At 64.6% G+C, this 24,863-nt stretch carries 25 protein-coding genes; 18 read left to right on the top strand and 7 right to left on the bottom strand.

Features of this window, described 5'->3' with window-relative positions; genetic code table 11:
- Positions 1-72 precede the first annotated feature (72 nt).
- Entirely contained in the window at positions 73-2,727 is a 2,655-nt protein-coding gene (locus tag NKH16_RS09040; RefSeq protein WP_352821681.1) for a helix-turn-helix transcriptional regulator, read from the top strand.
- Positions 2,728-2,879: 152 nt separating this feature from the next.
- On the opposite strand, the gene secA is transcribed toward NKH16_RS09040, so the two are convergent.
- A complete protein-coding gene (secA, locus tag NKH16_RS09035; RefSeq protein WP_352503207.1) occupies positions 2,880-5,612 on the bottom strand; it encodes a preprotein translocase subunit SecA in 2,733 nt (910 codons plus the stop codon).
- A 252-nt stretch (positions 5,613-5,864) separates the two neighbouring features.
- Here secA and NKH16_RS09030 point away from each other — a divergent pair, with 252 nt between their 5' ends.
- A complete protein-coding gene (locus NKH16_RS09030) occupies positions 5,865-6,782 on the top strand; it encodes a peptidylprolyl isomerase (protein ID WP_352456658.1) in 918 nt (305 codons plus the stop codon).
- A gap of 43 nt (positions 6,783-6,825) precedes the next feature.
- Here the strand turns inward: NKH16_RS09030 and NKH16_RS09025 are convergent, their stop codons facing one another.
- Positions 6,826-7,482 (bottom strand): TetR/AcrR family transcriptional regulator, encoded by a 657-nt coding sequence (locus tag NKH16_RS09025; protein WP_352743888.1) that lies wholly within the window; start codon positions 7,480-7,482, stop codon positions 6,826-6,828.
- Positions 7,483-7,591: 109 nt separating this feature from the next.
- Between NKH16_RS09025 and NKH16_RS09020 the strand changes: the two genes are divergently transcribed.
- Positions 7,592-7,828 carry a putative antibiotic biosynthesis monooxygenase gene (locus NKH16_RS09020; protein ID WP_352621682.1) on the top strand — a complete coding sequence of 79 codons (237 nt, stop codon included), beginning with the start codon at positions 7,592-7,594 and terminating at the stop codon, positions 7,826-7,828.
- Positions 7,829-7,831: 3 nt separating this feature from the next.
- On the opposite strand, the gene NKH16_RS09015 is transcribed toward NKH16_RS09020, so the two are convergent.
- On the bottom strand, positions 7,832-9,058 hold the full coding sequence (locus tag NKH16_RS09015) for a caspase family protein (protein ID WP_352743849.1): 1,227 nt from the start codon (positions 9,056-9,058) through the stop codon (positions 7,832-7,834).
- Positions 9,059-9,237: 179 nt separating this feature from the next.
- Here NKH16_RS09015 and argJ point away from each other — a divergent pair, with 179 nt between their 5' ends.
- The 5 genes from argJ (at position 9,238) to NKH16_RS08990 (ending at position 12,416) form a co-directional block, all read left to right on the top strand.
- Entirely contained in the window at positions 9,238-10,479 is a 1,242-nt protein-coding gene (gene argJ, locus NKH16_RS09010; RefSeq protein WP_352899092.1) for a bifunctional glutamate N-acetyltransferase/amino-acid acetyltransferase ArgJ, read from the top strand.
- On the top strand, positions 10,479-11,258 hold the full coding sequence (locus NKH16_RS09005; protein WP_352743850.1) for a GNAT family N-acetyltransferase: 780 nt from the start codon (positions 10,479-10,481) through the stop codon (positions 11,256-11,258). Before argJ ends, NKH16_RS09005 begins: the two co-directional genes overlap by 1 nt.
- Complete coding sequence (locus tag NKH16_RS09000; RefSeq protein ID WP_023677979.1) at positions 11,255-11,677, top strand: (deoxy)nucleoside triphosphate pyrophosphohydrolase; 423 nt, start codon at positions 11,255-11,257, stop codon at positions 11,675-11,677. The genes NKH16_RS09005 and NKH16_RS09000 overlap by 4 nt, the downstream gene beginning before the upstream one ends.
- Before the next feature lie 127 nt (positions 11,678-11,804).
- Positions 11,805-12,110, top strand: coding sequence for a hypothetical protein (locus NKH16_RS08995; RefSeq protein WP_352743852.1), 306 nt, complete (start codon positions 11,805-11,807; stop codon positions 12,108-12,110).
- 126 nt (positions 12,111-12,236) lie between these two features.
- Positions 12,237-12,416, top strand: coding sequence for a Flp family type IVb pilin (locus NKH16_RS08990; protein WP_352453066.1), 180 nt, complete (start codon positions 12,237-12,239; stop codon positions 12,414-12,416).
- A gap of 50 nt (positions 12,417-12,466) precedes the next feature.
- Here the strand turns inward: NKH16_RS08990 and NKH16_RS08985 are convergent, their stop codons facing one another.
- Positions 12,467-13,339 (bottom strand): methyltransferase domain-containing protein, encoded by an 873-nt coding sequence (locus tag NKH16_RS08985; RefSeq protein ID WP_352453067.1) that lies wholly within the window; start codon positions 13,337-13,339, stop codon positions 12,467-12,469.
- A 54-nt stretch (positions 13,340-13,393) separates the two neighbouring features.
- On the opposite strand from NKH16_RS08985, the gene NKH16_RS08980 reads away from it, so the two are divergent.
- The 5 genes from NKH16_RS08980 to NKH16_RS08960 are packed head-to-tail and all read left to right on the top strand — an operon-like array spanning position 13,394 to position 16,495.
- Entirely contained in the window at positions 13,394-14,194 is an 801-nt protein-coding gene (locus NKH16_RS08980) for a ComF family protein (protein WP_352743853.1), read from the top strand.
- A 28-nt stretch (positions 14,195-14,222) separates the two neighbouring features.
- On the top strand, positions 14,223-14,492 hold the full coding sequence (gene grxC / locus NKH16_RS08975) for a glutaredoxin 3 (protein ID WP_352743855.1): 270 nt from the start codon (positions 14,223-14,225) through the stop codon (positions 14,490-14,492).
- Between the two features lie 10 nt (positions 14,493-14,502).
- Complete coding sequence (locus tag NKH16_RS08970) at positions 14,503-15,369, top strand: carbon-nitrogen hydrolase family protein (RefSeq protein WP_352821679.1); 867 nt, start codon at positions 14,503-14,505, stop codon at positions 15,367-15,369.
- Positions 15,366-15,791 carry a DUF1178 family protein gene (locus NKH16_RS08965; protein WP_352743859.1) on the top strand — a complete coding sequence of 142 codons (426 nt, stop codon included), beginning with the start codon at positions 15,366-15,368 and terminating at the stop codon, positions 15,789-15,791. Before NKH16_RS08970 ends, NKH16_RS08965 begins: the two co-directional genes overlap by 4 nt.
- A gap of 8 nt (positions 15,792-15,799) precedes the next feature.
- Positions 15,800-16,495, top strand: a complete 696-nt coding sequence (locus NKH16_RS08960) for a hypothetical protein (protein ID WP_352743860.1) — start codon at positions 15,800-15,802, stop codon at positions 16,493-16,495.
- Positions 16,496-16,573: 78 nt separating this feature from the next.
- Here NKH16_RS08960 and NKH16_RS08955 read toward each other — a convergent pair whose 3' ends face one another.
- Positions 16,574-17,374, bottom strand: coding sequence for an SDR family NAD(P)-dependent oxidoreductase (locus NKH16_RS08955; protein ID WP_352743862.1), 801 nt, complete (start codon positions 17,372-17,374; stop codon positions 16,574-16,576).
- Positions 17,375-17,526: 152 nt separating this feature from the next.
- Here NKH16_RS08955 and NKH16_RS08950 point away from each other — a divergent pair, with 152 nt between their 5' ends.
- Together NKH16_RS08950 and NKH16_RS08945 are read left to right on the top strand one after the other, a co-directional pair.
- The gene (locus NKH16_RS08950; protein ID WP_352743864.1) at positions 17,527-18,747 is read left to right on the top strand and encodes a helix-turn-helix domain-containing protein; all 1,221 of its coding nucleotides are present in this window, start codon (positions 17,527-17,529) and stop codon (positions 18,745-18,747) included.
- Positions 18,748-18,756: 9 nt separating this feature from the next.
- Positions 18,757-19,410 carry a Vgb family protein gene (locus NKH16_RS08945; protein WP_352743865.1) on the top strand — a complete coding sequence of 218 codons (654 nt, stop codon included), beginning with the start codon at positions 18,757-18,759 and terminating at the stop codon, positions 19,408-19,410.
- Positions 19,411-19,450: 40 nt separating this feature from the next.
- Here the strand turns inward: NKH16_RS08945 and NKH16_RS08940 are convergent, their stop codons facing one another.
- On the bottom strand, positions 19,451-19,936 hold the full coding sequence (locus tag NKH16_RS08940; RefSeq protein ID WP_352633862.1) for a MarR family winged helix-turn-helix transcriptional regulator: 486 nt from the start codon (positions 19,934-19,936) through the stop codon (positions 19,451-19,453).
- A gap of 101 nt (positions 19,937-20,037) precedes the next feature.
- On the opposite strand from NKH16_RS08940, the gene NKH16_RS08935 reads away from it, so the two are divergent.
- Positions 20,038-20,928, top strand: a complete 891-nt coding sequence (locus NKH16_RS08935; protein WP_352471318.1) for a DMT family transporter — start codon at positions 20,038-20,040, stop codon at positions 20,926-20,928.
- A 19-nt stretch (positions 20,929-20,947) separates the two neighbouring features.
- Here the strand turns inward: NKH16_RS08935 and ubiG are convergent, their stop codons facing one another.
- On the bottom strand, positions 20,948-21,697 hold the full coding sequence (gene ubiG / locus NKH16_RS08930; protein ID WP_254816707.1) for a bifunctional 2-polyprenyl-6-hydroxyphenol methylase/3-demethylubiquinol 3-O-methyltransferase UbiG: 750 nt from the start codon (positions 21,695-21,697) through the stop codon (positions 20,948-20,950).
- 212 nt (positions 21,698-21,909) lie between these two features.
- Here ubiG and NKH16_RS08925 point away from each other — a divergent pair, with 212 nt between their 5' ends.
- Positions 21,910-22,479, top strand: coding sequence for a putative glycolipid-binding domain-containing protein (locus NKH16_RS08925; RefSeq protein ID WP_352743869.1), 570 nt, complete (start codon positions 21,910-21,912; stop codon positions 22,477-22,479).
- A 122-nt stretch (positions 22,480-22,601) separates the two neighbouring features.
- Entirely contained in the window at positions 22,602-24,833 is a 2,232-nt protein-coding gene (locus NKH16_RS08920) for a sensor domain-containing diguanylate cyclase (RefSeq protein WP_352743871.1), read from the top strand.
- Positions 24,834-24,863 lie beyond the last annotated feature (30 nt).

The following is a 24,863-nucleotide window of genomic DNA, read 5'->3' as shown; positions in this document are numbered from 1 at the left end:
AGCGCACATCGGAACCTTTCCCCATTTTTGGCGGGACGATTCCCTATGTTGGCAGCGTTATGGACGGGGGATATGTTGGCGGGTCCATCGCGGGTCCGCCTTTTCGGCGAACTCGATCTGCGTGAGCGAATGATGCTTCTGGAACGGCAGACACAGCTGGATCGACTCGACGGGCTGCTGGCCGATGCCGGGCGCGGGCGTGGCTGCGTCGCGGTGCTTGCTGGCGAGGCCGGAGCCGGCAAGACCGCGCTTGTCGAGGCCTTCATCGACCGGACTGCGCAAGCCACGCGCATATTCCGCAGCGCCTGCGAGGATCTGTCGGTACCCGATCCGCTCGGGCCGCTTTACGATCTGGCGCGGGACGCGCAATGGGCGCTGCCGCAGGCGATCGATTATCGGCAAGGACAGAGGCTGCCGCTGTTTTCGGATGCGCTCGACATCTTCGAGACAAAGGCGCAGCCGACCCTGCTGGTGATCGAGGACCTGCACTGGGCCGATGATGCGACGCTCGATTTCGTCCGCTTTCTCGGTCGGCGCATCGCCAACAGGCATCTCTTGCTGCTGCTGACGGCGCGCACCGATCGCAGCGAGGGACAGATGCGGGTGCGCCGCGCGCTCGGCGAGATACCGGCAGGCAGCGTCGCGCGCCTCGACGTGCCGCTGCTCAGCGAGTCGGCGGTGCTGTCGCTGGCCGAGGCGGCGGGGCGTGATGGCGATGCCATCTACCGGGCGACGGCGGGCAACGCCTTTTTCGTCACCGAGCTGTTGTGCAGCGGATGCGAGGAAAAAACGGCGCTGCCGGCAAGCGTGCGCGACGCGGTTCTGGCGCGCGCCGAGCGCCTGTCGGCCGGCGCCCGCGCGATGCTCGACGCGGTGTCGGTGTTTCCACGGCGGGCCGATGCCTGGGCGTTGCAGGGCCTGTGCGGCGTCGCCAGCGCCGGCCAGCTTGCCGAATGCGTCGCCAACGGCTTGCTGGAGGATCTGGGAGACGGCTATGCGTTCCGGCACGAGATCGCCCGCCGCGCCATCGAAGCGATGCTGACGACGAGCCACCGGCGGCAGTTCAACCAGCGCGCCCTGGCCGCCCTGCTCGAAAACAGTGAGGTCTCCACCGGCCGCCTCGTGCATCACGCGGTGGAGGCGCACAATCTGCAGGCAGTGCGCGAACTGGCCCCGGTTGCGGCGCGCGAGGCCTCCCGCGTCGGCGCCCATCGCGATGCGGCCGGCTTCTACGAAGCCGTGTTGCGGCAGGCCGTCAGCCTGCCGGTGGAGGAGCGCACGGCGCTCCATGAGAAATATGCCTTCGAGTGCCACCTCATCGGCAAGATCGACGAGGCCATCGCCGCGCAGGACCAGGCGCGCCGGCTGCATCAGGCCCAGGGGAATACGGCGAAGGAAGGGGATTGCCTCAGATGGCTGTCGCGCTTTGCCTACCTGCTTGGCGACCGCATGGCTGCCGATGCCCTTGGCGAGCAGGCGGTTCAGCTGCTGGAGACCGCGCCGGCCGGGCCGGAGCTCGCCATGGCCTATTCCAACCTCTCGCAACTGGCGATGCTGGCCGAAAGGCTCGACGACACGCTGCGGCTCGGCAACAAGGCGATTGCGCTCGCCGAACAACTGAACCGGCCCGACATCGTCTGCCACGCGCTCAACAATGTCGGCAGCGCCGAGCAGTGGCTGGATCTGGCAAACGGACGGCTGCACCTTGCCCGAAGCCTGGAGATCGCGCTGGAGCAGAATTTTCAGGAACATGCGGCGCGCGCCTTCACCAACAGCGCCTGCAGCGAGATGAACCAGCTCGGCTTCGCTGAGGCGCGGTCGTTCCTCGATCGCGGCATCAACTATTGCGTCGAAAACGATCTCGTCACCTGGCGCGACTATATGCGCGGCGTGCTGGCCCAGTTGCTGCTGCGCCAGGGGCAATGGGAAGAGGCTGCCGGCGAGGCGCTCGAGGTGATCGCCAACGACCAGGCGACGATGCTGGTCCGCTATCCCGCCGTGGTCGCCCTGGCAAAGCTGCGGATACGGCGCGGCGACCCGTCCGCCGAGCCGCTTTTTGCCGAAATGACGAAGTTCCTGGACAAGGGATTGGAATTGCAGCGGCTGGCGCCCTATGCGGCGCTGATGGCCGAACGGGCGTGGCTCGGCCAGGCTGACAAGGATGAGGCGCTCGGCCTGATCGCACTGGCTGAGAGCTTGTCGACGACGCGGGCGGTTTTCGGCGAGCTGGCGACGTGGCGGCAGAAGCTGGCGCCGGACATGGATCCAGGCGATACCGTCGGCATGGCTGCGCCTTACCGGCTGTTGCTCGCCGGCGACTGGCGGGCGGCGGCAGAACTATGGGCCGAGATGAACGCGCCCTACGAACGCGGGCTGGCGTTGGCAGAGGGCGACGAGACCGCGCAGCGCCTGGCGCTGGAGATTTTCGAAAGCCTCGGCGCCAGACCGGTCGCCGTTCACCTGCGCGATATCATGCGCCGCAACGGTGTCAACGGCATCGCAAGGGGGCCGCGCCGAACCACGCGCGCCAATCGCGCCGGCCTGACCCAGCGCCAGATGGAGGTGCTGCAACTGATCGAGCGCGGCTTTTCCAACAAGCGGATTGCCGAGCACCTGACCATCTCGCCGAAGACGGTCGATCACCACGTCTCGGCGGTTCTGGGCAAGCTGGACGCGGTTTCGCGCGGCGAAGCCACCGCCGCGGCGCGCGATTCGGGGTTGATTTGAGAAGCGAATAAATCAAAGGCCGGCGATCCTTCGCGCCCCCCTCTGGCCTGCCGGCCATCTCCCCCTCAGGTGGGGAGATTGGCTAATCGCAAACGCTGGCTCCGCCCTTCGGGCACCTTCTCCCCGTGAACGGGGCGAAGGAAAGCAGTGCCTTACGCAAACGCCCCATGGCAATGCTTGTATTTCTTGCCCGACCCACAGGGGCAAGCCTCGTTGCGGCCGACCTTGCCCCAGGTCGCCGGGTTCTTCGGGTCGCGATCTTCGGGGGCGACGATGGCGTTGGTCTCCTGGCGGACCAGAACGGCCGTCTCGCCGCCTTCGAAATCGTCCTCGCCGGTGAAGCCGTCGATATGGCTGCCGAACATGTCGGGCGCCTCGGGCGGCGGCGCATCGGCCGCCTGGCGAACCAGTTCGACGCGCATCAATTGCGCGGTGACAGCCTGGCGCAGATTGCCCAGCATCGCCTGGAACAGCTCGAACGCCTCGCCCTTGTACTCCTGCAGCGGATCGCGCTGCGCATAGCCGCGGAAGCCGACGACCGAGCGCAGATGGTCGAGATTGACGATGTGCTCGCGCCACAGATGGTCGAGCGTCTGCAGCACCACCGAGCGCTCGACATAGGTCATCACGTCGGGGCCGAAGCGCTCGGCGCGTTCCTTGGCGGCGGCCTCGGCGGCCTGGCTGATGCGCTCGCGGATGTCGTCCTCGGCGATGCCTTCTTCCTTGACCCAGTTCTCGACCGGCAGATCGAGATTGAGGAATTCGGCGATCTCGGCCTTGAGGCCGGCAACGTTCCACTGCTCGGCATAGGCGTTTTCGGGAATGTTCTTGGCGACGATCTCCTCGATGACGCCTTCGCGCATCTCTGTGATGGTCTCGGACAGGCCCTCGCCGTCCATCAGCTCGATGCGCTGCTCGAACACCACCTTGCGCTGGTCGTTGGAGACGTCGTCATATTTCAAGAGGTTCTTGCGGATGTCGAAGTTGCGCGCCTCGACCTTCTTCTGCGCCTTTTCCAGCGCCTTGTTGATCCAGGGGTGGATGATCGCCTCGTCTTCCTTGAGGCCGAGCTTCTGCAGCATGCCGTCCATGCGCTCGGAGCCGAAGATGCGCATCAGGTCGTCCTGCAGCGACAGGAAGAATTTCGAGCGGCCGGGATCGCCCTGGCGGCCCGAGCGGCCGCGCAACTGGTTGTCGATGCGGCGCGATTCATGGCGTTCGGTGGCGAGCACGTAGAGGCCGCCGGCGGCGAGCGCCTTTTCCTTCAGCCGGGCGATGTCGTCGCGGATTTCCTTTTCCCTGGCCTCGCGCTCGGGGCCGGCCGGCATGTCGCCAAGCTCCTCGGCGATGCGCATGTCGGCATTGCCGCCGAGCTGGATATCGGTGCCGCGGCCGGCCATGTTGGTGGCGATGGTGATGGCGCCGGGCTTGCCGGCCTGGGCGACGATCGCCGCCTCGCGCTCATGGTGGCGGGCGTTCAGCACCTCGAAATCCTTGAAACCTTCCTTGCGCAGGCGCTCGGCCAGTTGCTCGGACTTCTCGATGGAAGTCGTGCCGACCAGCGTCGGCTGGCCCTTGGCGCGGGCTTCCTTGATCTCCTTGACGATCGCCTTGTATTTCTCCTCGACCGTCCGGTAGACCTCGTCGTCTTCGTCAATGCGGATGACCGGCAGGTTGGTCGGAATCTCGGTGACGTCGAGATTGTAGATGTTGGCGAACTCCTCGGCCTCGGTCAGCGCCGTGCCGGTCATGCCGGCGAGCTTCTTGTAGAGGCGGAAATAGTTCTGGAAGGTGACCGAGGCGAGCGTCTGGTTCTCCGGCTGGATCGCCACATGCTCCTTGGCTTCGAGCGCCTGGTGCAGGCCCTCCGAATAGCGGCGGCCGGGCATCATGCGGCCGGTGAACTCGTCGATGATGACGATCTCGCCGTTGCGTACGATGTAGTCCTTGTCCCGCTGGAACAGCCGGTGCGCCTTCAGCGCGTTGTTGACGTGGTGGACGATGGCGACGTTCTCGACGTCGTAGAGCGACTCGCCCTTGAGCAGGCCGGCATCGCGCAGCATGTTCTCCAGCTTCTCGGTGCCTTCCTCGGTGAAGATCGACGTCTTCTGCTTCTCGTCGATCTCGTAGTCCTGCGGCTGCAGCTGGATGATGAAGGTGTCGATGGTGTTGTACATTTCCGAACGGTCCTCGAGCGGACCGGAAATGATCAGCGGCGTGCGCGCTTCGTCGACCAGGATGGAATCGACCTCGTCGACGATGGCGTAGCTGTGACCGCGCTGCACCATCTGGGCGCGCTCGTATTTCATGTTGTCGCGCAGATAGTCGAAGCCGAGCTCGTTGTTGGTGGCGTAGGTGACGTCGGCGGCGTAGGCGACGCGGCGCTCCTCGTCGGACAGGCCGTGGACGATGACGCCGACCTTGAGGCCGAGGAATTTGTAGACGCGGCCCATCCATTCGGAGTCGCGCGTGGCCAGATAGTCGTTGACGGTGACGACATGCACGCCGTTGCCGGCGAGCGCGTTGAGGTAGACCGGCAACGTCGCCACCAGCGTCTTGCCTTCGCCGGTGCGCATCTCGGCGATGCCGCCATTGTGCAGCACCATGCCGCCGATCAGCTGCACGTCGAACGGCCGCATGCCGAGCACGCGGCGGGCGGCCTCACGCACGGTGGCGAAGGCCGGCACCAGGAGGTCGTCGAGACTGGCGCCGTTGGCGATGTCCTGGCGGAATTTGTCCGTGCGGGCCTGAAGCTCGGCGTCGGAAAGCGCCCGCATCTCGTTTTCCATGGCATTGATCGCCTCGACGCGCGGCCGGGTCGATTTGACCCGACGATCGTTGGAGGAGCCGAAAACCTTACGGGCGAGACCGCCGAGACTGACCATCCAATGGCCCTTTCGATAGCATTCCAAGTCATTGCGACGGGCGCCGGCTGGCCCCATCAACTCAACGTGAACGCGGACAAACGCAAAAAGCGCCCGGAAAACGGTTCTGGACGCAAAGTCGTTGGACAGATAAGAGGGGGCTCATTCGATGTCAACGCCGCGCTCGCCCTGTCGACCGCGCCAAATTCCGCCACAATCTTGCTGGTCTGGAAGCCATTCCGCTCTAGCTACCCCGCTTTGGAGATAATCGTAATGTCAGTATTGTTCCGCCGCGCGTCGCTCGCCAGCCTTGGTCTGGCATTCGGGCTATCGGCCCTCTCGCTGTCGCCGCTGATGGCACAGGAAGCCGCCCCTGCCCAGCCGGCAGCACCCGCTCCGGCGGCCAAGCCGGTCGATCCGAACGCCGTGGTCGCCACCATCAACGGCCAGACGCTGACCGAGGCAGACCTTGGGCTTGCCGAGGGCGAGCTGTCGCAGCAGTTCGCGCAGCTTCCGCCCGAGCAGCGCCGCGCCGCGGCGCTTTCGGCGGCGATCGAAATCCGCGTGATGGCGGCTCAGGCGGTGACCACCGGCCTCGACAAGGATCCCGACTTCCAGCGCCGCATGGCCTTCCTGCAGCAGCGCGCGCTGCATGGCGAAATGGTCGAGAAGGGCGTCGTCGACAAGGTTACCGATGCCGAGGTCCGCGCCCGCTACGACCAGGAAATCGCCAACACGCCGCCCACCAATGAGGTGCACGCCCGTCACATCCTCGTGAAGACGAAGGAGGAGGCAGACGCCATCATCAAGCAGCTCGACGGCGGCGCCGACTTCCAGAAGCTTGCCAACGAGCACACCAGCGATCCGAGCGGCAAGACCAGCGGCGGCGATCTCGGCTGGTTCGGACCTGGCCAGATGGTGCCGGAATTCGACAAGGCGGTGTTTGCGCTGGCGGTCGGCAAATATACCGACCAGCCGGTGCAGTCGCAGTTCGGCTGGCATGTCATCAAGGTCGAGGACAAGCGCACCAAGCAGCCGCCGGCGTTCGACCAGGTCAAGGACCAGGCGCGCCAGGCGGTCATCCGCGACAAGTATTTCGCGCTGGTCAAGTCGCTGCGCGCCAACGCCAAGGTCGACATCCCCGATGCGAACCTGAAGAAGACGGTCGACGCGCTGGAAAGCGCCAAATAGGCCAGATTGGGCTACGACAGGGCGCGCTGCCGCCCTGTCGCTTCTATTTGGTAGGGCGAGCGATGATGCGTCGACGCCGCCGCCGGACCGCCGTGGCGTCGCCGGCATCCTCAGCGACGATGCCTTTCAAGACATAGCCGACCGCCCTGCGTAAGATCGCCTCGTCCTCGTCCAGGCGGTCTGTCAGAAGGTGCGCCCAGGCAAACGAGGCGATCAAGTCGGCGACGACAGTGGCATCGACGTCGGCAGCTATCTCTCCCCTTGCCTTGGCGCGTTCGACCATCTGGCCGGTATGGACACGACGCCCTCTTGCGTATTCGGCGAGGGCGGCGGCGGCTTTTTCGTCCGACTGCGCCTCGGCAATCAGCGATCTGAACACGCTGCCCGACGATGTGTCGCGCCAATGCGCGAACAAGCTCTTCAGGAAGCCGACGAGATCCTCCGCAAGGTTCCCGGTATCGGGATTGTCGACGCGCTTTTGCCGCTGGTAAACATCGAGCAGCAAGGCGGCCTTGCTTGGCCACCAGCGATAGATCGTCGGTTTTCCGGCGCGTGCGCGGCGCGCCACCGCCTCGATCGAGAAGCCGGAATAGCCGGCTTCGACCAGTACCGCCTCGGCGGCATCGAGAATGGCATCGGCGCTTTCCGGGCTGCGCCGTGCGCCAGCCGACTTGCGCCCGGGATCGGTGATTTCGCCCATCTCTTCTTCCTTACCCGCGATTTCAGCAGCCATCATATACAACTCTTGACGAAACGGAACGATCCGTTTTATATGTAACGGAACGTTCCGTAACGATAAGGAGAGTTTGATGAACTCGACCGCCGTGACCCGCTTTTCGCGCCTGCGCTTCGCCCTGCTGGTGCTGCTCGGCGTGTATCCGCTGATCACTGCCATTTTGTACGTGGTTTTTCCGCTGACGCAGGAATGGCAAATCTGGCAGCGCACGCTGGTCATCGCGCCGCTGATGGTCTCGATCATGATCTGGGGGCTGATTCCGGGCGTGCAGCGGGTGTTTCGCGGGTTCATCAACCCAGCGGTCCGCTGATGTTCATTCCAGCGCTTGCGACGTTTCCGACGCAACGCGCCACGCGCCATCGGCGAGCACGAGTTCCAGCGTCACCCGCGCCTTGCCGGTCAGGCGCTGCGCCGATTTGTCCTTCGGCACATAGTCGTAGCGCATGGCGAAAACCACGTCGGCACGGTCCTGGCCGTGCGGCGTCACCTCAAGGCTGCCGGGCTCGAGACCGAACGACCACGATGCCCATTGCGCGAACCAGTCGGTCTTGACCTTGACGATCGCCTCGCTGTCGTAGCGCGTGCCGTAGATGATGGCCGACGAACCGTATAGCCGCTTGACGGTTTCGCGCATTCTCCTGGCATCAGGCGCCAGATAGTCCTGGCGCAGAAACTGCTCGATGGCGCTCTTGTCGCCGACGGAGCGTTCGAGCGCAGCCACCTGCGACGCGGGAGCCGGGCTGACGGCCGGTTTCGGTTGCTGGGCAGTGTCTGCGCCCGGAACGAATTCGAAACGCTCGAGCAGCGACCCCTGCTCCCAGGGACGCTGCGCCTCGCGCGTTGCGGAAACGACGTCGCGGCGCACCGCGATCATCATGTCGTTGATGCTCTGTCCGGGCTCGGCCATATGCCGCAAAAGTGCCGCCGCAAAGGGCGAGTTGCGCCCCGTCCCGTCCATTGCGACGGCGCCGGGCGCCGTCGAGAAGGCGATGAACGAGCCGCGTGTCGACTCGAACTGGGCAAGACCGGCGAGAGCCGTCGCCGAGCGCGTCGTGGTGCTGCGGCTGAGACTTCGGGCAAACGGGTTGTTGCGGCAGGCATCGAGGAAGACCAGGCTGACCTTGGTCTGCTGCTCCATGATGTCGAGAACCTCGTCGATCGGCACCGCCTCGAGCTGCAGCTTGACCGGCATGTCCAGCCGGGCGTCGACCGGCACGATGAAGTTGCGCCCGTCGACCTGCAGGCCGTGGCCGGCATAATAGAACAGCCCGGCACCGGCACCCTGCAGCGCATCGGAGAATTCGCCGATCTTGCGTTCGAGCTCGCGCTTGCCGAGATCGTTGCCTTCGATCACCTCGAAACCGATGGCGCGCAGCTTGTCGGCGATGTCGAGCGCATCGTTGACGGGATTGGCCAGCGTGCCGGCTTCGGCGTAGCTGCCGTTGCCGACCACAAGCGCCACGCGCCGCGCCGTCTGCGCATCGGCGCGCAGCAGCAGAAAGCCCAGAAACGCCAGTGCCAAGACCACAAGCCTGCCCATGGGGCAGGATCATAGCGCTATCGGTCGCAGCGACGCCAACAAATTTGCAACAGCCTGCTTGCTGCATGAGGCGGTGTCAGGCTTCCGGCACCCGTAACGGCTGTGAAACGCCTTGCGCCAGCGCGTGCTATCGGGCAAACCGGCGTTCCTTTCGCGATTTTTCCCGCCCGGGGTCTTCCATGTCCACACAGGTTTCGCCGCTCGCGCCGAAGAAATATCCCAAGATGCCGGTGATCGAGGGCGTGCGCATCGCCACCGCCGAGGCCGGCATAAAATACAAGAACCGCACCGACTTGCTGGCCATGGTGTTCGACGCCGGCACCACCGTCGCCGGCGTGTTCACCAGGTCGAAATGCCCGTCGGCGCCAGTTGATTTCTGCCGGCAGAACCTCGTGGCTGGCAAAGCACGCGTGCTGGTCGTCAATTCCGGCAATGCCAATGCCTTTACCGGCCAGAAAGGCCGCGCCTCGACGGCACTCACGGGCGAGGTGGCGGCGAAAGCGGCCGACTGCACAGCGGGCGAGGTGTTCCTGGCCTCGACTGGCGTGATCGGCGAACCGCTCGACGCCGGCAAGTTCAGCCATCTGCTGGCCGGTCTCGTCAAGGACGGCAAGCCGGAATTGTGGACCGAAGCCGCCAAGGCGATCATGACCACCGACACCTATCCCAAACTGGCGACCGCGACGGTCAAGCTCGGCGATGCCGACGTCACCATCAACGGTATCGCCAAGGGGGCCGGGATGATCGCGCCCGACATGGCGACGATGCTTTCCTTCATCGCCACCGATGCGCCGATCGCAGCACCCGTGCTGCAGGACCTCCTGTCGCGTGGCACGGCCAAGACCTTCAACGCGGTTACAGTCGACAGTGACACCTCGACCAGCGACACGCTGCTGATGTTCGCCACGGGTGCTGCCGCCAGGCGTGGCGCGCCGGCAATTTCCGACCCCAAGGATGCGCGCCTCGGCGCCTTCCGCCGTGCCCTTGGCAAGGTGCTGAAATCGCTGGCACTGCAGGTGGTGCGCGACGGCGAGGGCGCCCGCAAGCAGGTCGAGGTCACCGTCACCGGGGCCAAATCGGCCCGCTCGGCCAAGCGCATCGCGCTGTCGATCGCCAATTCGCCGCTGGTCAAGACGGCAGTCGCCGGCGAGGACGCCAATTGGGGCCGCGTCGTCATGGCCGTCGGCAAGGCCGGCGAACCGGCCGACCGCGACCTTCTGTCGATCTGGTTCGGCGACAACCGCCTGGCCTATCAGGGCGAGCGCGACGCCGCCTATTCCGAGAAGGCGACTTCGGCGTATATGAAGCGCGACGAGATCCGCATCCGCGCCGATATCGGCATCGGCCGCGGCAAGGCGACGGTGTGGACCTGCGATCTCACCAAGGAATATGTCGCCATAAACGGCGATTATCGGAGCTGATGGCGTTGGCTTCCAGACATCCGGCAAGCGTGTTGGCGATCGTGCGCCGCTATGAGGCGGCCGGCTTTCGCGCCTGGCCGGCGGCCGCCGTCCATTATGACGGCACCTGGGTGGTTCGGCTGACGGCCGGCCACCCGGCCAAGCGGCTGAACTCGGTCAATCCGCTCGATCCGGGCGACATCCAGCACATTGCCGAGCGCATCGGCCGTGCCAGCCGCCGCTTCGACGCCTATGGCAGGCCGCTGACCTTTCGCATCTCGCCGCTGTCGGGGCCGGATCTCTCAAAGTACCTCGACGGCGAAGGCTGGAGCACATTCGCGGAGTCGCTGGTCATGCGGCTGCCGCTGGCGGACGCCACGCTCGACGACGCCATGGACCAGATTCCGTTGAAGGACATCAGCCGTTTCATCGGCGCGGCGCTCAAGGTGAGCGGCTCGGATGTGTCGCTGCGGCCGGGCCTGTCGGAGATCATCGGCGCCATCCAGCCGGAGGCCGGGCTGTTTGCGCTGGAGGCCGGCAGCGAACCGCTGGCAACGTTGATCTGCGTGCATGACGGCGACCTTGCCGGCCTGTTCGAGATCGCCACCGACAGGTCGGTGCGCAACCAGGGCCATGGCCGCCATCTCATCCGGTCGGCGCTGAAATGGGCGCGGCTGCGCGGGGCGCGGGAAGCCTGGCTGCAGGTCGAGGCGGACAACGCGCCGGCGCTGGCGCTCTACCGTTCGCTCGGATTCGACGAAGTCTATCGCTATCGCTATCGCCGGCCACCCGGCGCATGAGCGGCTTGGATACGATCGGCAAACGCCTGCTCCTGGTCGCGGCCTGCGCGCTGGTCGATGCCGACGGGCGCGTGCTTTTGGCGCAGCGGCCCGAAGGCAAGCAACTCGCCGGCCTGTGGGAGTTTCCGGGCGGCAAGGTCGAGCCCGGTGAGACGCCGGAACAATGCCTGATCCGCGAATTGTACGAGGAGATCGGCATCGAAACCGACATCCCTTGCCTGGCGCCACTCACCTTCGCCAGCCATTCCTACGATGATTTTCACCTGCTGATGCCGCTGTTCGTCTGCCGTCGATTCCGCGGCATTGCCCAGCCGAAGGAAGGCCAGGTGCTGAAATGGGTGCGGCCGCGCCAGATGCGCGATTTTCCAATGCCGCCGGCCGATGCCCCGCTGATCCAGTTCCTCATCGATCTGCTGTAACGGCCGACCTGCCGTAAATCGGGCAGCGCCGCAACGCGCTGGCAGCAGCGTTAATGAAAGATTTATCTGACCGTGAAAAATTGACGCTAGGCGGTTACGCCGATTCCACCGCTGGGGAGCGATTGGCATGAGCCTTGAAAAGGACCGGGACTCGCCTTGGCCGGACCGCCTTCCTGGCGCCGCCAATGCCGGCATGGGAATATTGCGCATCGCCCTCTTGTTCGGCTCGGCCGCGGTGGCTCTGGCCTTGATCGCGACGCCCTACCTCGACAGCCGGACCCGCTCGCAGTTTGCCCGCGACGGGCTTGATACGATGAGCACCGGCTCGATCGGCCAGCGCGACAGCTATACGCTACGCAAGAGCGTGCTGCAGCCGCTGCCCAGTTCGGTCTGCGTTATACGGGCCGATGGCAGAAGCAGCGGCGACTGCTGACTCCTCAACAGATCTCTAGGATTCGGCTGTTTCCTAGAATGCAGCTGGTTCACCGCGCGTTAAGCCTGTCGCATTAACCTTTCTTAACGGGTCGGCGCTAGGTTCGGGCAAGAGGGATGGGCGCCCATGAAAATCTTGCTGCAACGATTTCTAGAAGACGAGAGGGGTGCGACGGCTATCGAATATGGTTTGATCGTCGCCGTGCTGTCGCTTGCCATTGTCGCTGGTATTGGCCAGGCTGCCGGCGCCATCCAGTGGTTGTTCAGCGACAACAGCAGCAAGCTTGCCAACGCCTTTGCACAGTGACCCGCTTAGCTTTTGCGTGGGATACGCTTAGCTTTTGCGCAAGGATGCGCTCAGGGGCCGCCGGGGTTTTCCAGGATTGTCTTCAGCGATATTTTTGCGGAGCCCGGCTTCAGCGGCTTTTGCTGAGAGGCATCGGGCGCCCAGCCTGACATCCAGACCACCGAGAAACTCGCCCTGACGCGGCCATCGGCATCCGAAAACCGCTCCGCATAGATTTCGGCGGCGCGCGCGAACAGCGCTCGCGTGCCCGGTCGCCTGCTGCGGTCGACAAGCGCGCTGGTCTCGCCCATGGCGCGCAGGTCGGCGACCAGGCCAAATAGCGAATCGTAGCGCACCGTGATCGTCTCGACGTCGGCAACCGGCAGTGCCAGGCCGGCGCGCTGCAGCAGCGCGCCGGCATCGCGGACGTCGGTGAACGGGATCACACGCGGGCTGGCGCCGCCATAGAGTTCGGTCTCGGCGGCAAGCAGGCTTTCGCGCAGTTCGGAGAGTGTGCCTGTGCCGGCGAAGGCGCCGAGGAAAAGCCCGTCCGGCTTCAGCGCCCGGCGGACCTGCACCAGCATGCCGGGAATGTCGTTCATCGCCTGCAGCGACAGCAGCGAGACTGCGAGGTCGAGGCTTTCCGGCTCGAATGGCACGGTTTCCAACGGCGCCAACAGTCCTGGCTGGCCACCCAGGAAAGCGGCGTCGGCCTCGACGCGCACGTTTTCCGTCACCTTGCCGCTTTCGGCGAGCACCTCTGCTGCTGCCGGCGTCTGGCAAAACAATGAGGCCGCCTTGCCGAACCTGCGTTCGACGGCGCCGAGCCGGTCGGCAAGATCCTCGGCCGCCCGCCGCATGAGGAAATCCGCGCCGGCGATGGGACGGGTCAGTGCCCGGCGCTTGCGCGCCAGCCAGAGCGAGGTGTCAATTACAGGCTGCAATTGGCAGGTCCTTGTGCTTCGCTCTCTGATATAGTGATGCGGAGGACCAACCACGTGGCCGATCCCATGCCAGAGATCAAGCGTATTGCGATCAAGAGCATTGCCCGCAAGGCATTGGGCTGGCCAGCGCGCCTCTTGTTCCCGCCGGTCTGTGCCGGCTGCCGCCGCCATGTCTCGCAGCCCGGCGTGTTGTGCGGCGCCTGCTGGCCGAAACTCAGGTTGCTGGAACGGCCATGGTGCCCGGTGATGGGCACGCCGTTCACCCACAATATGGGTGAGGGTTTCCTGTCGGCGGAGGCTATAGCCGACCCGCCGCCGTTCGAACGCGCGCGGGCGGCGGTTGCCTATTCCGGCGTTGCCCGCCAGATGGTGCAAGGGCTGAAATACCAGGACCGCACCGATCTGGCGCCGTGGATGGCGCGCTGGATGCTTCGCGCCGGTGCCGAACTCATCGCCGAGGCCGATGTGGTCGTGCCGGTGCCGCTGCACTGGCGGCGTTTCTTCCGACGGCAGTTCAACCAGTCGGCGGAACTGGCGCGGGCGGTGGCGCAGCTCGGGGAGCGGCCTTTCGCGCCATCAGCCATCAGGCGCGTCAAACTCACGCGCCAGCAGGTCGGGCTTGAGCGGCGGGAACGCGAGGAAAATGTTCGCGCCGCATTCAAAGTGCCTGATGACGCGGAGATCGAAATCGCCGGCCGCCGGGTGCTGCTGATCGACGATGTCTACACCACCGGCGCCACCGTCCGCGCGGTCGCCAAGGCGTTGAAGAAGGGCGGTGCCGGCGCGGTCGACGTACTGACCTTCGCGCGTGTGCTGCCGGGGGACTTTCGGGCCGACGAATCGGCGCCTATATAGCCTAGGAACGAGGCAGGATTGCTGACCGATGGTCGATGTGACGATCTACACGCGGATGATGTGCGGCTATTGCACCGCGGCCAAGCGGCTGCTCGACAGGAAGGGTGTCGCCTACACCGAGCACGACGCCTCCTTTTCGCCGGAGTTGCGCCAGGAGATGATCTCCCGCGCTCACGGCCGTTCCACCTTTCCGCAGATATTCATCGGCGACACGCATGTCGGCGGCTCCGACGATCTCCACGAATTGGAGGCGGAAGGACGGCTGGACAAATTGCTCGCCAACGGCTCGGCCAGATAAGGACATGACGATGGGTGGTTTCAAGGCGGCGGCGATCCAGATGCGTTCGGGAACCAGCCCGGAGCGCAATGCGGTCGATCTGGAACGGCTGGTGCGCGAGGCAGCAGGCCTTGGCGCGACCTATATCCAGACGCCGGAAATGACCGGCGCGCTGATCCGGGACAGCCAGGCGCGGGCCGCTTCCTTCACCTCCGAAGACAAGGACATCGTCGTCTCGACGTCGCGGCGGCTGGCCAGCGAGCTCGGCATTTTCCTGCATATCGGCTCGACCGCCATTCTGCGCGCCGACGGCAAGCTTGCCAACCGCGCCCTTCTGTTCGGGCCGGACGGCGCCACGATTGCCACCTACGACAAGATCCACATGTTCGACGTCGATCTCGACGAAGGCGAGAGCTGGCGCGAATCCGCCGCCTATGAGCCAGGCACCGAGGCCGTCGTCGCCGAAATCAATGGCGCGAAGCTCGGCTTTGCCGTCTGCTACGATCTGCGCTTTCCGCAGCTGTTCCGTGCCGAGGCGCTGGCCGGCGCCGATCTGCTTTCGGTGCCCGCCGCCTTCACCCGCCAGACCGGCGAAGCGCATTGGCACGTGCTGCTCAGGGCGCGTGCCATCGAGAACGGCGCCTATGTCGTTGCCGCCGCGCAAGGCGGCGTGCACGAGGACGGCCGCGAAACCTATGGCCATTCGCTGATCGTCGATCCCTGGGGCCGCGTCATCGCCGAGGCGGCGCATGACGAGCCGGCGGTGATCGTCGCCGAGATCGACCCGGCGCAGTCAGTCGCTGCGCGCAAAAAGATACCGAATCTCAAAAACGCACGCGATTTTGCCGTAAACGCCGGTTCGGCGCAGGCGCCGCGTCTCAGGGGTGCCGCCTCTTGATCCGCTTTTCCCTGATCTGCGAACACGAGCACGAATTCGAAGCCTGGTTCCGCAGCAACGACGATTTCGACACCCAGAAGAAGCGCGGCTTCGTCGACTGCCCGGCCTGCGGCTCGCACAAGGTCGACAAGGCGCTGATGGCGCCTGCCGTCTCCACCGGGCGCAAGCGCGAAAGCATCGCGCTGGCCATGGGCGAGGCGCAGAAGCAGGCGCTGGTGCAGCTCAAGGCCATGGCCGACAAGGTGCGCGAGAATGCCGACTATGTCGGCGACAAATTCGCCGAGGAAGCGCGCAAGATCCATTTCGGTGAAAGCGATCCGCGCGGTATCTATGGCGAGGCGACGCTAGACGAGGCCAAGAGCCTGGCCGAAGACGGCGTCGAGTTCATGCCTATTCCAAGCTTCCCCGACGACCGCAACTGAGGAAAGTCTTGCCCCATCCGGAGAAGACTGAAAAGCGGCGTAGTTCAGAGATAGTGATCCGTGTTTTCAGCTGGTTGGCTATAAAGTCGATCGACAAGAGAACGATCGATGGGTTGCCAATTTTCTATAATGGCGAGAGCGGTGGGAAAGATGCAGATAAGGTTGCCGCCGCGCTGCGATTGATTCAAGAATTTGACCCTGTTCGATATAGCCGCCTGGTCCGCGATCTCAAACGGATCTGGATTACAATCAATCCAGGTGCCGTTGCGCAATTTGTGAAATCGACTTCGACTTGCGAGCTTGATCGGCGATTTGTTCTAGGCGAGCACACGCTGACCGACCAGATCGCCAGCGCGATAGTGCATGAGGCGACGCATGCGCGTCTCCATCAGCGAGGCATTGGCTATGAGGAGGAATTGCGCCACCGGGTGGAGTGGGTTTGCATGAGACGTGAACTGGCTTTTGCGGCGAAACTGCCGGACGGGGCGAGTATTCGTCAATGGGTCGAAGCTCGACAAACGGAACCTTCGGATTTTTCCAATGTAGCGATGAATGGTCGGCAAATTGATAGCGCGCGTGATGCCTTGCTCCATCTCAATGCTCCAGGTTGGCTGGCAGACTTGATCGTCTTTTTCGCCCGGCGGCGATATCAGAGGCGTATCAGGCGACAAGAAGCTGAAGCGCATTTCGACAAGCGAAAATGATGCTCCGTTTCGCTTGTGGGGGATTCGCTTCCGCCCAGAGCGGCGATGCCGCCGCCCCCCGCACAAGCGTCCGCAATTTCAGGCCGAGCAGCAAGGATGGGGCTCGCGGGCAATCGTTTCGCTGCTTCTTTCATACCCACTGCCTGACGGGCTTGCTTCACTTGACGGGCTTGCTTCCGCATAGGCTGCAAACTGGCGTTCAAGCGCCTTGACTGCACTGCTGCGCCAGCCCTCCGCCAGGGATTCCGACATGGGATCGGGGAAGATTTCCTCTTCGCCGTTCTCCACGCCGTCCAGGATCGCGCGCGCGACAGACTCCGGAGAGGCTTTCGCGATGTCCAGGCCCCGGGTCATGTCCGTGTCCACCGGGCCGGGAAGGACCCTGTGGACGCTGACACCCCGTCCGGCCAAAAGGGTGCGCAACGACTGCGACAGCGAGAACGAGGCCGCCTTCGAGACCGAGTAGGCCGGACTGAACGGCACGGCGGCAATCGAGGCCAGCGACAGAATGTTGACGATGGCTCCCCGCGACCGGGCGAGCAACGGCAGCAGAGCCTGGGTAACGTCGTACGAGCCGAAGAGGTTTACGGCGAGCTGTTGTTCGAGCACACGACGGTCGCTGAGGTCATCGATGGGCGATACGCCGGCGTTGTTGATGAGGATATCGAGAGCATCGATCTTCTCGACGGCTTCCCGGATCTGCGCAGCGTTGGTCACATCCATGGTCAGGGACGTCACACGCCGGTCCGGATGAGCCATCGGTTGGCGGGTTGCGGCATAGACGCGCTTTACGCCTCTGCTCAGGGCTTCCTCGACCAGTGCCCGACCGATGCCCCGGTTGGCTCCAGTCACCAGGATGGTTGTACCTTCGATCTTCATTGCGTCTCTCCTAATGCTTATCGTTGTGTTCGAGCGTTGGCGCGCCGCAACTCAGGTTGGCTACAGTCGCCGTTGTCGATACGACTGGTTGGTGAGATGGACTTAGCGCCGGGCATCGAAGCCATGGGAGTGACAAGTGTGACGGGATTCCGATGGACTCGCTGATCACGGCCGCGGCGCATGCGCTGGCGACGGGCGATCCGCTCGGCGCCTTGAAGCGGGTTGCGCTGCGCGACGATGCGCCGGCACTGGCGTTGCGCGGTATCGCGATGGCGCAGCTTGGCGACCTGGTTCGGGCGAAGGTTCTTCTCAAGAGGGCGGCGCGCGCATTCAGCCCGAGGGAGGCCGTGGCCCGCGCGCGGTGTATCGTCGCCGAGGCCGAGATCGCGCTCGTCTCGCGCGACCTTACCTGGCCGGCCAAGGCACTCGACGCCGCACGGGCGACGCTCGAAAAGCATGGCGACCGCGTCAACGCCGCGCATGCGCGCAACCTCGACGTTCGGCGCCTGCTGCTGATCGGCCATCTCGACGAAGCCGAGCGCAGGCTGGACGGCTTCGATCCCTCGCCGCTGCCGCCGGCATCGCGGGCCGCCCACGAGCTGGCTGTCGCCGGCATCGCCATCCGCCGCTTGCGGACCGGCCCTGCGCGCGCCGCGCTTGGCCTGGCGGCGCGGGCGGCGCGCGCGTCCGGCATCCCCGCGCTGATCGCGGAGGTGGAGAGCGCATCGCTGGTGCTGGACACGCCGGCCGCACGCCTTGTCGCGCGTGGCGGGGAACGGCCCCTCCTGCTCGATGAAGTCGAGGCGCTCCTGGCGTCGGGGGCGCTCGTGGTGGATGCATGCCGCAATGTGGTGCGGGTCGCAGACACCGTCGTCTCGCTGGCGACCCGCCCGGTGCTGTTCGCGCTGGCCCGCGCGCTGGCCGAAGCCTGGCCGGGGGACGTGGCAAGAGCGACGCTCATTGCGCGCGCTTTCCGCGGAAAGGACGCGGACGAATCACATCGCGCTCGGTTACGGGTCGAAGTCGGGCGGCTTCGCGCGGAGCTTCGGAGCTTGGCGGATGTGAGCGCGACGAAGCGGGGCTTTGCGCTGGCCCCGCGCCGCGCAGGTGAGGTCGTCGTGCTGGCGCCACCCGTCGAAGAAGAGCATGCCGCCATGCTCGCCTTCCTCGCCGACGGCGAATCTTGGTCGAGTTCGGCCCTGTCGATTGCGCTTGGAGCCAGTTCGCGTACCGTGCAGCGAGCGCTCGAGCAGCTCGCCCAGGCCGGCAAGGTGCAGTCGTTCGGCCGCGGACGGGCGCGTCGCTGGATGACCCCGCCGCTGACGGGTTTCCCGACAATCTTGTTACTCCCCGGCCCACTGCCGGGCTACTAGGATGGAATTATGGAACGATCCGCAGCCGAAATCCTTCGAGAATATGGACCCTTTCCGGGTGTCGACCACGTGGACGGCGTTACCTTCGACGGTGAGCATGTCTGGTTTGCCTCAGGCGACAGATTGAACGCCTTCGATCCGGCAAGCGGCAAAGTGGTGCGCTCGATCGAGGTCGCGGCACACGCCGGGACGGCCTTCGACGGCCAGCACCTCTATCAGATCGCCGAGGATCGTATCCAGAAGATCGATCCGAAGAATGGCCAGGTGCTGGCGACGATCCCGGCGCCCGGCAATGGCGGTGATTCCGGGCTCGCCTGGGCCGAAGGAACGCTCTGGGTCGGGCAGCATCGGGGCCGAAAGATTCATCAGGTCGATCCCGAGACAGGGGCAATCCTTCGCACCATCGTTTCCAACCGCGTCGTCACCGGCGTCAGCTGGGTCGACGGCGAGCTATGGCATGGCACCTGGGAGGGTGAGGAGAGCGATGTCAGGCGGATCGATCCTGAAACGGGAAAGGTCCTTGAGAAGCTCGATATGCCGCCGGGAACAGGCGTGTCGGGGCTCGAATCCGATGGCGGCGACCAGTTTTTCTGTGGCGGCGGAAACAGCGGCAAGATCAGAGCTGTTCGCCGGCCCAAACGAGGCTCGGCGACCAGGATTTAAGCTTTCCACCCTCTCGGCCGGCCCTCTTGGCCGCCCTGGGTTAGCCTAGGCTCGCTATCAGTTTTTCGAGCAGGCGTGCGAGCATGATCTGCTCCGGGCGTATCAGGCCGGAAAGTATCTGGTGCTCGTTGGCGACGTGAGCGGTAACCGCCTCGTCGATCAACGCCAGACCCTTTTTAGTCAGCTGCACGACAATGCCGCGGCGATCGTCGGGGTGCGGCCCGCGCTTGATCAGGCCGGATTTCTCGAGCCGATCGAGGCGGTTGGTCATCGCGCCCGACGTTACCATCGTCGCCTCGTAGAGAGCCGTCGGCGTCAGCGCGTATGGCGGCCCGGAACGACGCAGCGTCGCCAGCACATCGAATTCTCCGGATTGCAGCCCGTAACTTGCAAACAGCGGCGCTAGCCGCTCTCGTGCGATCAGCGAGGCGGCCTCGTTCAACCGTCCGAGCACGGCCATCGGCGAGACATCGAGATCCGGCCGTTCCTTTTTCCATTGCCCGATCGCTTTTGCTGCGCGATCCATGTCTCTCACCGTTATGTATCTTGACGTGAAGAATCTTTACCTTATCTTACCTCAGCTTCTGGTGTAGGCCAAGGGCCGCGAACGGGCGACGGGACGGTGCGATGAAATTTCTCTGGGACTCGGCGCTTGGCCTTCTGGTCGTCACCGGTGGACTGCTCGGCCTGACGCTGCCGTTCGGCAAGATCGCGACGGCGGCCGGCGTGGCCGCCATGGTCTGGGCCTTCGTCATCTCGCTTGGTGCCGGCGGCGTGCTTTTGTGCGCATTGCTGCTCAACGGGAAGCGCATGCGGCTTACGCCGCACAGGCTGCGCTATTTCTTCGTCACCGCGGCCGTCTCATATGCAATCCCCAATCTGCTGATGTTTTCAGCGATTCCGCATCTGGGCGCCGGCTACAGCGGCATCATGTTCACGCTGTCGCCGGTCGTCACGCTGGTGTTCTCGATGCTGCTCGGCGTCAGGCGCCCGACCATGCTGGGCATCGTCGGCATAGTCGTCGGTTTCGTCGGCGCAGTCATGGTGGCGGTGACGCGCGGCGAAGCGGGCCAGCCGGCCGAATTTTTCTGGGTTGCGATGGGCCTGCTCATCCCGGTCAGCCTCGCCGCCGGCAACATTTACCGCACCGTCGACTGGCCCGAAGGCACCGGCCCGATCGAGCTCGCCGTCGGCAGCCATCTGGCAGCAGCCTTGATGCTGGTTGCCGGCATTCTGGTCCTGCTTGGCGGCAATGCATTCGGCTCGCTCGGCGGCGTGCCGCTGGTCGCCGCGGCACAGGTGGCATCAGCCTCGGCGATGTTCGCCTTCTTCTTCCGCCTGCAAGCGGTCGGCGGCCCGGTCTATCTCAGCCAGATCGGCTATGTCGCGGCGGCGGTCGGGCTGTTTGCCGGGACGCTCTTCCTCGGCGAGCGCTATCAACTGCTGACCTGGGCCGGTGCCGTCATCATCACCGCCGGCGTGTTCATCACCACCAAGGCGCAAAGCCAGAGGCCATAGGGGCCAGAAGGCGTAAGCTTCAGACGGATGCCTTCTCCGCCAGCACCATGTAGTTGACGTCCATGTCCTTCGAGCGCTGCCAGCGGTCGGCGAGCGGGTTGTAGGTGACGCCGGTACGGTCGATGACGGTCAGGCCGGCGCCGGCAAGCGCCTTTTCCAGTTCCTCGGGGCGCACCAGCTTGCCGAACTGGTGGGTGCCGCGTGGCAGCCAACGCAGCACATATTCGGCGCCGATGATGGCCAGCCCCAGGGCCTTCAGCGTGCGGTTGATGGTGGCGACGAACATGATGCCGCCGGGCTTTACCATCTCGCCGCATTTGGCCAGGAACAGATCGACATCGGCGACATGCTCGACCACTTCCATGTTGAGGATGACGTCGAATTTTTCGCCGGCATCGGCAAGGTCTTCCGCGGTCGTGGCGCGATAATCCACGCTCACGCCGACTTCCGCCGCATGCAGCTTGGCCACTTCGATGTTGGTGGCGGAGGCATCGGCGCCGACCACTTCGGCGCCAAGCCGCGCCATCGGCTCGCACAAAAGCCCGCCGCCGCAGCCGATGTCAAGGAAGCGCAGGCCTTCGAACGGCCGTGCCGCACGCGGATCGCGGCCGAAGCGGGCCGCCACCTGGTCGCGGATATAGGCAAGCCGGATCGGGTTGAACTTGTGCAACGGGCGGAACTTGCCGTTCGGGTTCCACCATTCGGCGGCAAGGGCGGAAAAGCGTTCCACCTCTCCGGCATCGATCGTCGATCGTCGGGGCTCTGGCATGGCGTGGTCTCCTCGGACGCTAGGAAGTCGGGCGCGAGGCTGCGAATGTCAAGGCGCGAAATTCACCGCCGGCGGTGCGATGCGCGCGATGCCTTCCGGCGCCGCCTTTTGCCGGTGCATTTGTGTCAGCACGTGTCAGTTGATGGTGTGCCGGAAGGAAACGCCTAGGCTTGACGGACGAAGCAGAGACATCGGGTTCGGAGGAGTGCGCAATGATGCGAGCGGTTGCTTCCATTCTTTGGCGCCGGCTTGACCAGGAAGGCCACGACGCTTGCCTTCTGTCGGAAGCGAGTTCCGGGTGGAACCTCAGGGGACACGCGCTTTTCGTCGAGGACGGCGAGCCGTGCAGCATCGCCTACGAGGCGGACTGCGACGCCGATTGGCATACACGATCGGCGCGCGCCGACGGCTTTCTCGGCACGCAAGAGCTGCATTACAGGATCGACCGGCTGACCGAGCGCCAATGGACGCTGAACGGCGAGCATCAAGCGGAAGTCGACGGTCTCATCGATGTCGATCTCGGCTTCACGCCCGCCACAAACCTTTTGGCGCTTCGCCGTTTTGCCCTCGATGTCGGTATGGCGACGCCCGCGCCGGCAGCCTATCTGACATTTCCCGAACTCAGGCTCGTTCGCCTCGAGCAAACCTATCAGCGCGTCGATGCTGCACATTACGCCTATGCCGCCCCGATGTTCGGCTACCACGAGACACTGGAGGTCTCGCCGCTCGGTTTCGTCCTCGACTATCCGCGCCTGTGGCAGGCCATCGTGCGGACGGGCTGAACCGCCCACGTTGGGAGTGCAGCTGGCCGGTGTGGCTTAACGGCAAATTTACGATATTGGCGGTTTCTTAACGTTGGGTCAGTGTTTGGCATTTAGATTGCTGTCCGAGTAGGGGCAGCCCGGTGCGCATAAGAACCCAGATAGTCGCGACATTGTTCAGCGCCGTGGCCTTGATCGGCCTGGTCGGCGGCGTTGCGATCATCTCGCAGATATCGCTGACCAAATCCGTGGCGCTGGCCGAGGCGACAAGCGTCGCACGGCAGTTGGCCGAAACTATTGCCTTCAGGGCATCGGACGCGCCGCGTTCATTATTCGAGAGACCCGATGGGCTCCGCGAATTCGTGACTTTGCAGCACGGCCGCTCGAAACGCGATCTCGTCATCGTAGACAAAAACAAGGTTATTTTCGCCGACGTTCCGGGAGAAGAGCAAAATATCGGCACGACGTTCGACTACGATCCCGGCAATGAAATCGCCCGGACGATTGACGACGGCGTGCCGCGCAACTTCGTCGAGGCCAGTGCCGACGTGGCCGACCCGATTGACCTGGTTGCGGTGCCGATCGAGGATGCACCCGGCAAGATCGTCGGCGCCGTCCTGTTCGAGTATACGCCGCTGCTGCGTGCCGCACAGCAGCGCACGAACGATATGTTGTGGCTTGTGGGCCTGTGTACCGCGGCAGCCGTGCTGATCGCGGCGGCCTCCGCCTTCCTGTTGTTGCGAGGCTTCAGTAAAGGCCTTGCTGGTCTCAACCGCGGCATCGAATCGCTGGCGCGCGGCGACGCTGGGGCCCGTATCGGCCGCACCTCCGATGACGAGTTCGGACAGTTGGCGCAAGGGTTCGACACTATGGCCTCCGAAATCGAAGCCTCGCGCGCTCAACTTGTCGATCAGAAGGCCTACATCGAAGACATCGTCCAGACCGTTGCCGAAGGCATCGCCGTCATCGACGGCAAGGGTCAGGTCGTGTCCGTCAATCCAGCGGCAGCCGAGATCATCGGGCGGCGCAGCGACAAGGTCGTGGGGCAGGACTGGCAGTCGGCCCTGGATATCCGGGGGCCGTCGGGAGACAAGCCCGCGTCGGGAACATCTCCGGTCGAACTGGCCATGACCACCGGCCGCCGCCACCAGAATGAGGTGAGGCTGGCAAAACCGGATGGGACCTCCTTGCCCGTGGTCGTCAGCTGCAATCCGCTCAACCGCGCCGATGGCGGCATCGTGCTGACGCTCAGCGACATCAGCGACCTGCGCAGTGCCGAGCGGGCGGTGCACGATCGTGCCGAAGAACTGGCGAGGCTCAATCGTGAACTGAAAGAGACATCGGAGGCCACGACCCGCCTGGTCAAGCTCGGCGAACTGCTTCAGGCCTGCGTCACTTTTCACGAGGCATTTTCCGTCGTCGGCTCCGCCATGCCTGATTTCTTCGGCGGATTGAGCGGAACCGTTCATCTGACCAGTGCGTCGCGCAACCTGGTGGAGGAGATGGCGCATTGGGGCACCATCCGGTCGAGCGTCGGCCAGTTCGGACCGGAAGATTGTTGGGCGCTGCGGCGCGGCCAGGAGCACGTCGCCGGTCCAGGCATGCTGACGCCGCGCTGCAACCACATCACCGAAAATGGCGGCCGCGGTTATGTCTGTATGCCTCTAGCAGCGCAGGGAGAGACACTTGGCATCCTGCATCTGTGCGAGCCGAATGCCGTTGACAAGCCGGAGTGGCTTGCCGAACGGCAGCAGATACTGCGTGGCGTCGTCGATACGCTGGCGTTGGCGCTTGCCAATCTGCGTCTGCGCGAGACGTTGCGGCAGCAGTCGATCCGGGATCCCAACACCGGGCTCTACAATCGCCGCTACCTCGAGGAGACCAGCAGCCGCGAGCTCAGGCGCCTGGAACGTGCCGAGCAGCCGCTGACGTTGATCATGCTCGACGTCGATCATTTCAAGCAGTTCAACGATACGTTCGGCCACGAAGCGGGGGATCTCGTCCTCAAGCAGGTGGCCGCCACGCTGGTCGACCATGTCAGGGAAAGCGACGTGGTTTCGCGCTACGGCGGCGAGGAATTTGCCTTGATGATGCCGGGAACGTCACTGTCCGATGGCGCCGATCGCGCCGAAGCGTTGCGCAAGGCGATTAAGCAGCTGCATGTCACGCATCGCGGCCGCACGCTCGGCACCATCACCGCGTCGTTCGGGGTCGCCGCCTTCCCGGAGCTCGGCGCCTCATGGGCGGAGATCGTCAATGCCGCGGATCGCGCTTTGTATCAGGCAAAGGCTGAGGGCCGTGACCGCGTCATCGCCGGAGCGGGTCTCGCCCGTGTCGAGCAGCAAAAGCCAAAACTCACCAAGAGCGTGGCTTGAAATCTGGTTGATGGACGGGGCAAGGCGACG

It is taken from the genome of Mesorhizobium sp. M1307, assembly GCF_040318155.1.
In the GTDB taxonomy this organism is placed as follows: Bacteria; Pseudomonadota; Alphaproteobacteria; order Rhizobiales; family Rhizobiaceae; genus Mesorhizobium.
Note: the sequence above shows the minus strand (reverse complement) of the source record. Positions and strands in the feature narration are given on the sequence as shown.

Bases quoted from the DNA above. Each gene is read 5' to 3' on its own strand.
- NKH16_RS09005 (WP_352743850.1), top strand. From the start codon at position 10,479: ATGGCGTTGGCTTCCAGACATCCGGCAAGCGTGTTGGCGATCGTGCGC.
- NKH16_RS09000 (WP_023677979.1), top strand. From the start codon at position 11,255: ATGAGCGGCTTGGATACGATCGGCAAACGCCTGCTCCTGGTCGCGGCC.
- secA (WP_352503207.1), bottom strand. From the start codon at position 5,612: ATGGTCAGTCTCGGCGGTCTCGCCCGTAAGGTTTTCGGCTCCTCCAAC.
- NKH16_RS08925 (WP_352743869.1), top strand. From the start codon at position 21,910: ATGATGCGAGCGGTTGCTTCCATTCTTTGGCGCCGGCTTGACCAGGAA.
- NKH16_RS08995 (WP_352743852.1), top strand. From the start codon at position 11,805: ATGAGCCTTGAAAAGGACCGGGACTCGCCTTGGCCGGACCGCCTTCCT.
- ubiG (WP_254816707.1), bottom strand. From the start codon at position 21,697: ATGCCAGAGCCCCGACGATCGACGATCGATGCCGGAGAGGTGGAACGC.
- NKH16_RS08945 (WP_352743865.1), top strand. From the start codon at position 18,757: ATGGAACGATCCGCAGCCGAAATCCTTCGAGAATATGGACCCTTTCCG.
- NKH16_RS08940 (WP_352633862.1), bottom strand. From the start codon at position 19,936: ATGGATCGCGCAGCAAAAGCGATCGGGCAATGGAAAAAGGAACGGCCG.
- NKH16_RS09025 (WP_352743888.1), bottom strand. From the start codon at position 7,482: ATGGGCGAAATCACCGATCCCGGGCGCAAGTCGGCTGGCGCACGGCGC.
- NKH16_RS08990 (WP_352453066.1), top strand. From the start codon at position 12,237: ATGAAAATCTTGCTGCAACGATTTCTAGAAGACGAGAGGGGTGCGACG.
- NKH16_RS09030 (WP_352456658.1), top strand. From the start codon at position 5,865: ATGTCAGTATTGTTCCGCCGCGCGTCGCTCGCCAGCCTTGGTCTGGCA.
- grxC (WP_352743855.1), top strand. From the start codon at position 14,223: ATGGTCGATGTGACGATCTACACGCGGATGATGTGCGGCTATTGCACC.
- NKH16_RS08950 (WP_352743864.1), top strand. From the start codon at position 17,527: ATGGACTCGCTGATCACGGCCGCGGCGCATGCGCTGGCGACGGGCGAT.
- NKH16_RS09015 (WP_352743849.1), bottom strand. From the start codon at position 9,058: ATGGGCAGGCTTGTGGTCTTGGCACTGGCGTTTCTGGGCTTTCTGCTG.
- argJ (WP_352899092.1), top strand. From the start codon at position 9,238: ATGTCCACACAGGTTTCGCCGCTCGCGCCGAAGAAATATCCCAAGATG.
- NKH16_RS09020 (WP_352621682.1), top strand. From the start codon at position 7,592: ATGAACTCGACCGCCGTGACCCGCTTTTCGCGCCTGCGCTTCGCCCTG.
- NKH16_RS08935 (WP_352471318.1), top strand. From the start codon at position 20,038: ATGAAATTTCTCTGGGACTCGGCGCTTGGCCTTCTGGTCGTCACCGGT.
- NKH16_RS08955 (WP_352743862.1), bottom strand. From the start codon at position 17,374: ATGAAGATCGAAGGTACAACCATCCTGGTGACTGGAGCCAACCGGGGC.
- NKH16_RS08970 (WP_352821679.1), top strand. From the start codon at position 14,503: ATGGGTGGTTTCAAGGCGGCGGCGATCCAGATGCGTTCGGGAACCAGC.
- NKH16_RS09040 (WP_352821681.1), top strand. From the start codon at position 73: ATGTTGGCGGGTCCATCGCGGGTCCGCCTTTTCGGCGAACTCGATCTG.